General features: G+C 62.9%; 12 protein-coding genes. 4 read left to right on the top strand and 8 right to left on the bottom strand.

The window, feature by feature from the left end:
• The 4 genes from ETC27_RS08865 to ETC27_RS08850 all read left to right on the top strand — a co-directional run.
• Nucleotides 1-839, top strand: an 839-nt coding sequence (locus tag ETC27_RS08865; RefSeq protein ID WP_136254626.1) for an HAD-IC family P-type ATPase, incomplete at its 5' end; no start/stop codon positions are given.
• 17 nt (nt 840-856) lie between these two features.
• Complete coding sequence (gene lspA / locus ETC27_RS08860; protein WP_240724858.1) at nt 857-1,339, top strand: signal peptidase II; 483 nt, start codon at nt 857-859, stop codon at nt 1,337-1,339.
• 4 nt (nt 1,340-1,343) lie between these two features.
• Nucleotides 1,344-2,846, top strand: a complete 1,503-nt coding sequence (gene lnt / locus ETC27_RS08855; RefSeq protein ID WP_240724522.1) for an apolipoprotein N-acyltransferase — start codon at nt 1,344-1,346, stop codon at nt 2,844-2,846.
• A 74-nt stretch (nt 2,847-2,920) separates the two neighbouring features.
• On the top strand, nt 2,921-3,937 hold the full coding sequence (locus ETC27_RS08850; protein ID WP_240724521.1) for a L,D-transpeptidase family protein: 1,017 nt from the start codon (nt 2,921-2,923) through the stop codon (nt 3,935-3,937).
• 200 nt (nt 3,938-4,137) lie between these two features.
• On the opposite strand, the gene merA is transcribed toward ETC27_RS08850, so the two are convergent.
• From merA to ETC27_RS08815, 8 genes are all read right to left on the bottom strand, one after another.
• On the bottom strand, nt 4,138-5,412 hold the full coding sequence (gene merA / locus ETC27_RS08845; protein ID WP_438590655.1) for a mercury(II) reductase: 1,275 nt from the start codon (nt 5,410-5,412) through the stop codon (nt 4,138-4,140).
• 124 nt (nt 5,413-5,536) lie between these two features.
• Complete coding sequence (locus ETC27_RS18430; RefSeq protein ID WP_240724520.1) at nt 5,537-5,662, bottom strand: mercury resistance system transport protein MerF; 126 nt, start codon at nt 5,660-5,662, stop codon at nt 5,537-5,539.
• Between the two features lie 132 nt (nt 5,663-5,794).
• Nucleotides 5,795-6,091 (bottom strand): mercury resistance system periplasmic binding protein MerP, encoded by a 297-nt coding sequence (gene merP, locus ETC27_RS08835; protein WP_112055405.1) that lies wholly within the window; start codon nt 6,089-6,091, stop codon nt 5,795-5,797.
• A 12-nt stretch (nt 6,092-6,103) separates the two neighbouring features.
• Nucleotides 6,104-6,205 (bottom strand): mercuric transporter MerT family protein, encoded by a 102-nt coding sequence (locus ETC27_RS08830; RefSeq protein WP_205742482.1) that lies wholly within the window; start codon nt 6,203-6,205, stop codon nt 6,104-6,106.
• 19 nt (nt 6,206-6,224) lie between these two features.
• Nucleotides 6,225-6,773, bottom strand: a complete 549-nt coding sequence (locus tag ETC27_RS08825) for an RNase H family protein (RefSeq protein ID WP_205742481.1) — start codon at nt 6,771-6,773, stop codon at nt 6,225-6,227.
• A complete protein-coding gene (locus ETC27_RS17425) occupies nt 6,733-6,867 on the bottom strand; it encodes a ribonuclease H1 domain-containing protein (RefSeq protein ID WP_181463086.1) in 135 nt (44 codons plus the stop codon). The genes ETC27_RS08825 and ETC27_RS17425 overlap by 41 nt, the downstream gene beginning before the upstream one ends.
• A gap of 268 nt (nt 6,868-7,135) precedes the next feature.
• Nucleotides 7,136-8,335 (bottom strand): tyrosine-type recombinase/integrase, encoded by a 1,200-nt coding sequence (locus ETC27_RS08820; RefSeq protein ID WP_136254625.1) that lies wholly within the window; start codon nt 8,333-8,335, stop codon nt 7,136-7,138.
• Between the two features lie 330 nt (nt 8,336-8,665).
• Entirely contained in the window at nt 8,666-10,702 is a 2,037-nt protein-coding gene (locus ETC27_RS08815; protein WP_136254624.1) for an NADH:flavin oxidoreductase, read from the bottom strand.
• Between the last annotated feature and the right edge of the window lie 79 nt (nt 10,703-10,781).

The raw sequence follows: 10,781 nt of genomic DNA, 5'->3' as shown, positions 1-10,781 counted from the left end.
TCCTCGCCCACGCTGAGCAGTTGGGCCTTTCCCTTCCACTGGCGAGTGAGAGCCGCGCCCTGTCGGGCCGAGGGGTCGCCGGTCGGGTCGAGGGGCGTGAGTTGAGCCTGATCACCCCCCGCCACCTGGCAGAGCAGGCCGCTCTCGATCACGACCTGAGCGCTCGGATCGCCGAGCTGGAGGGGGCCGGCAAGAGTCTCGCCGTGCTGGTCGAAGGCGAGCATCCGCTGGGCCTGATCGCCGTGCGCGATGAGCCGCGTGACGATGCCCGGGAGGGGCTGACGGCGCTGTCGCGCCTGGGCGTGCAGGCAGTGATGCTCAGCGGTGACAATGCGCGTACCGCCGCGGCCATCGGTGACAGCCTGGGCATCGAGGCACATGGCGAGCTGATGCCCGAGGACAAGGCCCAGCGCGTTCGTGACTGGCAGGCCGCCGGCCGAGGCCCCGTCGGCAAGGTGGGCGACGGCATCAACGATGCGCCGGCGCTGGCCGCGGCAGAAGTGGGCATCGCCATGGGCGGCGGCACGGATGTGGCACTGGAAACCGCGGATGCGGCGCTGCTCAAGAACCGCGTCGGCGGCATCGCCGAGCTGATCGCCCTGTCCCGAGCCACGCTGCGCAACGTCAAGACCAACGTCGCCCTGGCGCTGGGCCTGAAGGCCATTTTCCTGGTGACCACGGCGCTGGGCATCACCGGCATGTGGATCGCGGTGATGGCGGATACCGGCGCCACCGTGCTGGTGACCCTGAACGCCATGCGGTTGCTGGGTTATCGCTTCTCGCCAGGCGATGCCACGACTGGCTCGGCAAGCCCGCGCTACCAGGCAGCCACGTCATGAGAACGAAACGGATAGCGATGGCGCCGCAGAGCCGCTACTGGTTGGCACTGGCCGTTATGGTCGGCCTGGCCGACCAGGTCATCAAGGGGCTGGTGCAGGCGCTGATGCCGTATGGCCAGACCATCCCGCTGACCCCATTCTTCAACTGGGGTCACTGGTGGAACACGGGGGCGGCCTTAAGCTTCCTCGCCGATTCAGGTGGCTGGCAGCGCTACCTCTTCCTGTGCTTTGCAGGGTTGGCGACTATCGTGCTGACGTTCCTGTTGTGCAGGCCCAGGCCCCGCCTGGAGGCGCTGGGGTACAGCTTGATGCTGGGTGGCGCGCTGGGTAATGGCATCGACCGCCTGGTGCGAGGGTATGTGGTGGACTACCTGGACATCTACTGGCGAGAGTGGCACTGGCCCGCCTTCAACCTGGCGGATATCGCCCTGTTCCTGGGTGTCATCGCCTTTGCGATTGCGGCCTTGCGTGAGCGTCCCTCCCCCAGATTGTCTGAGTGACGGCATGGATGCACAGAACCAGCCAGTCCGGGACATGACGCCTGTCGGACGGCTCTCTCCGGTCCTCGGCTGTTTGCTGGCCCTGACCGCCGGGGGGCTGACCACCCTCAGCGCCGCGCCCTTCACGCTGTGGTGGCTGGGCCCTGTGGCGGTGGCCCTGGTCTATGTCGGCATCCATGCCCTGACACCCGCTCAAGCCGCGCTCCGTGGCTGGTGCTATGGCGTGGGCCTGTTCGGCTCCGGTGCCTCCTGGGTCTTCGTCGCAATCCACGGCTATGGGGATACGGGGGCGCTCCTGGCGCTCTTCCTCACCGGTCTGTTCGTGGCCAGCCTGGCGCTGTTCTATACCGTGCCCTTCTGGCTCTATCGCCGCGTCACGGGCCGACGCCTGGCCTTCCTCAGCTTCGCCGGCACCTGGGTTCTCAGCGAGTGGCTGCGCACCTGGCTGTTTACCGGGTTTCCCTGGCTGCTGCTGGGCACGTCCCAAGTGGACTCGCCGCTGGCGGCCTGGGCCCCGGTGGGCGGCGTCTATCTTCTGTCGCTGATCACCGCCCTGACCGGCACCCTGGGCGTGGAGCTGCTGCGCCGACGCTGGTGGGCCCTTGCCCCTATCGCCGCCCTGTGGCTGGCCCCGTTAGCCTTGCCGGGTCAGTGGACCAGCCCGGCCGGCGAGCCGCTCAGCGTGGCGCTGTTGCAAGGCAACCTCGACCAGAGCATCAAGTGGAGTGCCCAAGGCCAGCGCGAGGCGGTCAACATCTACACGGCGTTGACCGGGGAGCAGCCCGACGGCATCGACCTGATGGTCTGGCCCGAGGTGGCGCTGCCAATGTTCGAGGAGGAGGCGCGGCCCATACTGGAGCGGGTGCAGTCCAACCTCGCCCCCGACACCGCCCTGCTCACCGGCATCCTGCAGCGCGACGGCGGCGACTACTACAATAGCGTGATCGGCCTGGGTAACGCCGAGGGCCACTACCGCAAGGCGCGTCTGGTACCCTTCGGCGAGTACCTGCCGCTGGAGAGCCTGCTCGCCGGCACCATCGCCTTCTTCGACCTGCCCATGCCGACCATGACGCCCGGGCCCGAAGCTCAGGGGCCGATCCACGCCGCCGGAACCACCATCGGTAACGCCATCTGCTACGAGATCATCTATGCCGACCGGGTCGCCGAGCAGGCGCGCGCTGCCGAGCTACTGCTGACGGTCTCCAACGACACCTGGTTCGGCCGCTCCATCGGCCCCCTGCAGCATTTGCAGATGGCCCGTCTGCGTGCGCTGGAGAACGGCCGATACCTGATTCGCGCCACCAGCAACGGGATGACTGCCATCGTCGATCCTCAGGGCAGTGTCACAGCCCGCGCACCACAGTTCCAGGCGACGAGCCTTCGCGGCGAGGTGCGGCCCATGGTGGGAAACACGCCGTTCACCCGAACCGGTAGCTGGCCAATCTGGCTATTGGCCGCCTTACTGGTGCTGCATGGATGGCGAATTAACACACGTCGGTCTGGATGATAATGGTCCAGTCAAAAAAGGAGAGAATTATGGCGTTATCGAAACCTCACTCTGGTACAGCGAGAGAAGCTCCATTGTGGCAGCTCCGAAAACGCACAGTGGTGGGGGTGCTGGCCGGTTGGCTGGCACTCATCGGCGCTTCTCAGGCCGAAGAGGAGGGCGAATGGCCCCGCGGCCACTATCCGCTGCCTGAGGAAGGCAATGTGATCGGCGACACCTACCGCATAACGGTGGATGATCGAGAGGATACCCTGCTCGATATCGCCAGGCGACACAACCTGGGGTACCGGGAGATCATGCGAGCCAATCCGGACACCAGCATCTGGATCCCCGGCGAGGGAACCGAGGTGACCATTCCCGGACGCTTCATCCTGCCCGATGTCGAGCGCAACGGGATCGTCATCAACATCGCCGAGCTGCGCCTTTATTACTATCCCGAGGTGGATGACGACGAGACGCCGCGTGTCGAGACCTATCCTATTGGCATCGGTCGCGAGGGCTTCGGTACGCCCCTCGGTGTCACCAAGACCACCATGAACATCAAGAATCCCGCCTGGTATCCACCCGAGTCGGTTCAGCGTGAAGCCAGGGCACGCGGTGAAGAGGCGCCCAGCGTGGTGCCCCCAGGCCCGGACAATCCGCTGGGAGACCATGCCATTATCCTTGGATTCGATGGCTACTTGATCCATGGGACCAACCAACCGGATGGAATCGGCATGCGTGCCAGTCGTGGCTGTATTCGCATGTTCCCCGGGGACATCGAGTCGATCTTCGACCGCGTGCCCGCCGGCACCCAGGTCCGAATCGTCAACCAGTCCATCAAGATCGGCTGGTACGAGGGGCAACTGCTGGTTCAGGCATTCCCGCCTTTGGAGGGAGAAGGGCACAGCATGTCCACATTGGTAGAGACCATCACACGTCTCAACCAGCGCAACGCCGAGGGCTGGAGCTTCGATTATGAACAACTTCGCGGCCTATTAGATGACCCCAGCGGTCGCATGGTAGCCCTGAATCCCAAGCCGGAGCCGGATAGAACGCATGACACTGACTACCAGGGTATCTACGCAGAAATCGCGCTGGGCAGGCCATGATGACGACGACACGGCGAGTCCTGTCAGTCTCGTGACGCTGACTTCAGGCGTGGATGATACAGGATCTATCGTCCTCTGCAGGGCCACTTTGCCTATGGTCATGTCACTCATGTCGGCACCTGCGAAGTCTCCGAAAAGAGTTTACTGGCCTTACCATGGTACGGTGGTAAAGGTCGCAGACGTGTAGGCAACGCTATCGTTCACCCGGCACAGCAGGACAACTGCGTCACATCCTTGGTGAAAGTCTGAGCACAGAGCTTGAGCCCTTCTACCATGGTCAGGTAGGGAAACAGCTCATTGGCGATGTCGTGTACGGTCATGCGTGCGCGTAGCGCCATCACCGCCGTCTGGATCAGCTCACCGGCTTCTCCCGCCACCGCCTGTACGCCCAGCAATCGCCCCGAGTCGCGTTCGGCCACCATCTTGATGAAGCCACCGGTGTCGAAGTTCACCAGTGCCCGGGGCAAGTTTTCCAGGTCCAGCTCGCGGGTATCGACGCTGAAGCCTTGCTCGATGGCCTCGGCTTCCGTCAGGCCGACGGTGGCCACCTGGGGGTCGGTGAAGATCACCGCCGGCATGGCGCTCAGCTCCAGGGTGGCTTCGCCCCCGGCCATGTTGACGGCAGCCCGGCTGCCCCCGGCGGCGGCGACATAGACGAACTCCGGCTGATCGGTGCAGTCACCGGCGGCGTAGAGGCCCGGTACCGTGGTTTGCAACTGCTCATCCACCAGGGTCGCCCCACGCGCGGTTTCCACGCCGAGGCTCGCCAGATGCAGGGCCTCGGTGTTGGGTGTCCGTCCGGTGGCCACCAGCAGATGATCCGCCTGCAAGGTGCCGGCATTGGTGTCGACAATGAATAGATTATCAAGGTAATCCACACGGCTCGCCTGGGTCTGCTTGAACACCTCGATACCCTCGCGGCGAAACGCCGCCTCCACCGCATCCCCTACCGCCGGGTCTTCCTGGGACAACAGGCGGCTCCGGGCCAGCACGGTGACCTGGCTGCCCAGCCGAGCGAAGGCCTGGGCCAGTTCCAGGGCGACCACTGAGGCCCCGATCACGATCAGCCGCTTGGGAAGGGTATCCAGTGCCAGCGCGCCGGTGGAGGTCAGGTAGGGAGTGTCGGCCAAGCCCGGCACCGGCGGTGCTGCCGGTCGGGCGCCGGTGCCGATGAAGGCGCGATCGAAGCGGACGGTCTGCTCGCCGCCCTCATTCAGCGTGACCGTCAGGCTATGGGCATCGACGAACCGCGCCTCCCCCTTCAGGACCGTGATGGCCGGGTGGTCGCGGAGTATGCCTTCATACTTGGCATCGCGCAGTTCCTCGACACGCCGCTGTTGCTGCTCGAGCAGCTTGGCCCGATCTACCACCGGCGCTTGGCTGCTCAGGCCGGCATCGAAGGGGCTTTCCGTGCGCCAGTTGGCGATATGGGCCGCGCGAATCATGATCTTGGAAGGTACACAGCCGGTGTTGATGCAGGTACCGCCGAGGGTGCCGCGTTCTATCAGGGTGATGCGGGCGCCGCGTTAGGCGGACTTCAGGACCGCCGCCATGGCGGCGCCGCCGCTGCCGATCACCGCGATGTGCGGGTTCTTGTCATCACTCATGAGGGGAATTCCTTGAATAGGTAGAGGCGTTGTTACAGCAGGCGTCGTATTGCTTCTCGCGCCATAGCGCATAGAGGGTCAGGCCGATGAAGAAGGCCAGGGCAGGAAGCAGTACCACGTCCAGGTAGCCGGTCAGTGCCGCCAGGCCAACGGTGCAGCAGGATCACCAGGATGGGCGTGAAGCAGCACAGCGCCAGCAGGACGGTGCCAATCACGCTTGCGCGCAGCAGGGGCTTGGGGTTCTTCATGGTCACTCCCGATCCGCTTCCGAGGGTGTCGGGGATGAGGGGGAGCCGGCGTTGGTGGTGGCTTCGGTCAATGCTTCGACGTGCGTTCGTGAATCGTCGAAGGTGACCACCGCCTCACGATCCGGGTAGCTCACATCGACGTGCGAGACACCGTCCACTTTGTTGAGGGCGGCCTTGACGGTGATCGGGCAGGCGGCGCAGGTCATGCCCGGCACCGACAACGTCACGGTCTGCGGGGCGGCCCAAGCCGACGTGGCGAGCGTCGCGGAAAGCGCAATGCAGGCAGCGAGTCGTTTCATGGCGATCTCCTCTTAGTAGAACAGGGGCAGGAGGTAAGGAAACAGCAGCGCGATCAGCACCAAGGCAGCGACGATCCAGAAGATGGCTTTATACGTCGTGCGAACCTTTGGCATCGCGCAGGTTTCGCCTGGCTTACAAGCGGTGGTAGGCCTGTTGGTCGGCCCCGTACATTGCCATCCTGTCGGCTAGTTCGTTGCCTTCAACTCCTGCGTCCCCTTTGACGTGGGCGATGGTCAGCGACGATTTGAGGCTTTCGTACAGCGCATGCGTGGGCTGGATGATCTCCGGGTTCTTTATCGCCTCTCCATTGGCTTTCTTCCAGCCGCGCTTCCGCCATTCGCCGGCCCACTTCGTGATGGCGTTGGTGGTGTACATGGAGTCGCAGTGGATCCGCACGGACGATCCCTGCGCAATTTCCTCCTTGGCCATATGTAGAGCTTGGAAAAAGGCGTTTAACTCGGCTGTATTGTTGGTCCCCTTGGGGTTGTAGAGGCCATACCAGAGCTGGTCGAGGGTGCCCTTGCGGTAGATGGCCATGCCCGAGCCGGCATCACCAAGATTGGGGTCACAAGCACCATCGCAGTAGATTTCCGTGTCGAAGGTCTCTCCCGGGTGAGTATGATCGTCCTTTTTTGACGCCTTATTCCGCCGAGATGTGCGGCCCGAAGGGGCCGAGGCCACGCTGCCAGATGTCGTCGCCTTCTTGTGTGGTGAAGATCCCGGTCTGCCGGCCGACCCAAACGACATAGAATTTGGGGGCTTTCTTTGCTGTCATGCGGCGCTCCGTGGCGGTGATGTTCTGATGCAGGAATAGAAGAGCCCGCCCCTTACAAGCCGGGCTCGGTCAGTCAACATAGTTTCCTAAAGCTCTCTGGGCGATTCGAAGTGTCTTGAATGCAGCTCGTCAGCGTAGCGCTCGATGAAGTGTGCTACCTGTTGTAACGCTTTGATAACAAGAAATACTGCTGTAGGGCCTGCAGGCTGCCTTGCCACAGCAAAACATGCGCCATGCCCGAGTGTTCAGTACTTCAAGAGTGTCCTTACTAGCTCTGCGGTAGGATGAAATCGGCCCAATTCTGCATCATGGCCCGTCGCTTATTGAAGAGGTCTCCACGGCGATAGGCCGCTTCCACCTTGTTCTCGATGGTGTGGGCCAGCGCCATTTCTGCGACGTCACGAGGATAACTGGTGACTTCGCCGGTCCAATCGCGAAAGCTCGAGCGGAAGCCGTGGGGCACGTAGTCGCCCCGTTCGCCACCCTGACCATAGCCGATGCCTCGCATCAGCTGCAGCATGGCCATATTGGAGAGAGGGCGTCCGTAGCGCGCTCCGGGGAAGACATAGGAGTTGCCCTTCACTCGCGGTAGCTGGGCCAGCAGCTCCACCGCTTGCCGTGACAGCGGCACACGGTGTTCGCGGCGTGCCTTCATTCTGTCGGCTGGGATCGTCCAGGTTTGATTGTTGAGGTCGAGCTCCAGCCAATCAGCGCGCAGGACCTCTGAAGTGCGCGTAGCTGTCAGGATCAGGAACTGCAGGGCCCTGGAGGAAACGCTGGTATAGCCCTGAAGCTCGGCCATGAAGGCGGCAACATCATCATAGGGCATAGCCGGATGGTGGCTTACCTGCTTGACCCTAGATGGTTTGGCCAGCAGCTTGTCGAGGTGCCCACGCCAGCGGGCCGGGTTCACAGGATCTCGGTAGTTGTGCGCCGCGGCGTAGTCGAGGACGTTCTCAATCCGGCCTTGCACGCGCTTGGCCGTTTCGGTCTTGCTGGTCCAGATCGGTGACAGGATTTTCAGGACGTCTTGGGTGGTGACCTCATCGACAGGCTTGTTTCCGATGACCGGTCGAGCGTAGGCCTTCAACGTGCTGACCCATTGCCGCGCGTGCTTGGCGTTCCGCCAGCTGCGGCGGTGGGACATGATGTAGCGGGCGGCACAGCTGGTGAAGGTGGGCGTGGCCTCGTCTACTTGCTCTTCTTCTACCTTGGCCTCAAGGGGATCAAGGCCTTCCTTGATGAGGCTACGGTTCTTGCCGGCACGAGCTCGCGCTTCAGCAAGGCTGACGTCCGAATAGCTACCAAGGCCCATGTCGCGAAGTTTGCCATTGCGCCGGAACCGATAGATCCAGCTTGCTCCCCCTTTCTTGCCGATCTTGAGGTACAGGCCCTCACCATCGTTGGTCAACCCGGGCTTGGCCTCCCTGACCAGTTTCTGTACTCCACGTGTGGTGAGCTTGCCCATGGCCGCCTCCTCGTTGTCGAAGGATTAGCGTACCATACCCTAGCCCATACTCCGGCCCATACTTTGACTCTGGAAATGTCGGTACGGCTTTGGATCTTGCTGGACAGAGATTAAAAAAAATAAAGCTAAAACAATGAGTAATTATATTTTATTGGATGTTTCTGAAGCCTAATCAAGCGGACTGTCCCTCCGCCACCACAGTACGAAAAAGCCACCTACGGGTGGCTTTTTTGTGTCTGAGCGATAGAGACAGGCCTACCTCAAGTAGTCGTTGGGCCCAATAGGGGAAAGGCCTGCCGATTTAAGAACTACCCCCTTCCGATAACTTGATCACAGGTCCTTAACCAGGCGCAGGGCATCGTAGATGGCCGCATGGGTATTTCGCGACTCGACGGCATCACCGATCCGGAACAGCTGGAACTGGCCATCGGCATGCCGGGTCACTGATTGAGAGCGTCCGACGATGAGATCGTCATAGTTGACTTCGCCGCCATTGCGGGAGAGCGCTTTCAAGTCGAAATAGAGGTCGGCCATCGGCGTGATGCCGTAATTGACCACCACCTGATCGATACGCCGCTCGTGATCCAGGTCCAGATAGTCGCTCGAGATCTTGGCCAGCAATTCGCCGTTGTCGCGATGCACGGATGACAACCGGTAGGTGGGCGTGAAGGTGACATTCGGTCGTTGCAGGGCGCGCATGTAGGGCGTCAGGTTCATGGCCATGATCTCCGCCGAGAAGGTGCGGTCCGGCGTCATGATCTCGAGTGTGGCCCCGGTAGCCGCGATGATCTCCGCGGCCTGCATGGCGGCGTTGTCGCCGGCCTCATCGAACAGCAGCACCCGCTTGCCCGGGGCGACATGCCCGGACAGGATGTCCCAACTGGTGACGACGAGCTCATGGCCGACCGCGGGCATGTCTTCGGCGGGGAAGCCGCCGGTGGCCACGATCACCACGTCCGGCTGCTCCTTAAGCACCTCGTCGACCTCGGCCCAGACGTTGTAGCGGATCTCGACCCCGAGCTTCTCGCACTGCGCCAGTCGCCAGTCGATGATGCCCATCATCTCGCGCCGGCGCTCGCTCTGCGCCGTGAGTAGCACTTGCCCGCCGGCGTCGCTGGCGGCTTCCAGCACCACGACCCGATGACCGCGTTCGCCGGCGACCCGTGCGGCCTCGAGCCCCGCGGGGCCGGCGCCGATGATCACCACCCGGCGCGGCCGCTCCGCCCTGGCGATGGTGTGGGGCATGGTGGTTTCCCGGCCGGTGGCCGCGTTGTGAATACAGTAGGCCGCGCCGCCCTGATAGATGCGATCGAGGCAGTAGTTGGCGCCGACACAGGGGCGGATGTCCTCTTCGCGACCCTCCATGATCTTGCGCACGATATGCGGGTCGGCCATGTGGGCACGGGTCATGCCGACCATGTCGACCTTGCCCGAGGCGATGGCATGGCGGGCGGTGGCAACATCCTGAATCTTGGCGCCGTGGAAGGTCGGGAAGTCGACCTCGCGACGGATGTCGCCGGCGAAATCCAGGTGCGGGGCACTGGGCATGCCCTGAATGGGGATGACGTCGGTGAGCCCCGGGTCGGTGTCGATATGCCCCTTCACCACGTTCAGGAAGTCGATCAGGCCGCTGTCCTTCAGGCGGCGCGAGATTTCCATGCCATCGCTGGCCGTGAGCCCACCCGGCAGCATCTCGTCGCCGGTATAGCGCACGCCGACGATGAACGCCTCGCCGACTCGCTGGCGGATGGCGCGCAGTACCTCGAAGGTGAAGCGCAGCCGATTGTCGAGACTGCCTCCATAGGGGCTCTCGAGAGTATTGGTCAGCGGCGACCAGAACTGATCCATCAGGTGCCCATAAGCCTGCAGCTCGATGCCGTCCAGGCCGGCGGCGTGCATGCGTTCGGCGGCGTCGGCATAGTCACGAACCAGGCGCTCGATGTCCCAACCCTCGATCTGCTTGGGAAAGGCGCGATGCGAGGCTTCGCGGCGGTGCGAGGGCGACACCGCCGGCAGCCAGTCTCCCTTGTCCCAGCGCGTGCGGCGGCCCAGGTGGGTCAGCTGGATCATCACCGCGGTGCCGTGCTCGTGACAGGCCTCGGTCAGCTCGCGCATCCAGGGCACCACCTCGTCCTTATAGGCTAGGATGTTGTTGAAGACGGGCGGGCTGTCCTTGGCCACCGCCGCCGATCCGGCCGTCATGGTCAGACCGAGGCCAGCCTTGGCGCGCTCGACATGATAGGCACGGTAGAGCTCCTTGGGCATCCCGTCTTCGGGATAGGCGGGCTCATGCGAGGTCATCATGAGCCGGTTCTTCAGGGTCAGGTGCTTGAGCTGAAAGGGCGTCAGCAGCGGATCAGTTGCCATGATCGAGTCTCTCTTGTTATTGGCTTGACGGCATTCAGAGCGAATGTACATACTCGTTTATCAAATGTACATAGGTGTA

Origin of the sequence: Onishia niordana (assembly GCF_004798965.1) — a bacterium.
GTDB lineage: Bacteria > Pseudomonadota > Gammaproteobacteria > Pseudomonadales > Halomonadaceae > Onishia > Onishia niordana.
This window is presented reverse-complemented; position numbering and strand designations above follow the sequence as displayed.

Coding starts and splice junctions, on each gene's coding strand:
- ETC27_RS08830 (WP_205742482.1), bottom strand. CDS start 6,205: ATGCCAAAGGTTCGCACGACGTATAAAGCCATCTTCTGGATCGTCGCT.
- merP (WP_112055405.1), bottom strand. CDS start 6,091: ATGAAACGACTCGCTGCCTGCATTGCGCTTTCCGCGACGCTCGCCACG.
- ETC27_RS08815 (WP_136254624.1), bottom strand. CDS start 10,702: ATGGCAACTGATCCGCTGCTGACGCCCTTTCAGCTCAAGCACCTGACC.
- ETC27_RS08820 (WP_136254625.1), bottom strand. CDS start 8,335: ATGGGCAAGCTCACCACACGTGGAGTACAGAAACTGGTCAGGGAGGCC.
- ETC27_RS17425 (WP_181463086.1), bottom strand. CDS start 6,867: ATGACAGCAAAGAAAGCCCCCAAATTCTATGTCGTTTGGGTCGGCCGG.
- lspA (WP_240724858.1), top strand. CDS start 857: ATGGCGCCGCAGAGCCGCTACTGGTTGGCACTGGCCGTTATGGTCGGC.
- lnt (WP_240724522.1), top strand. CDS start 1,344: ATGGATGCACAGAACCAGCCAGTCCGGGACATGACGCCTGTCGGACGG.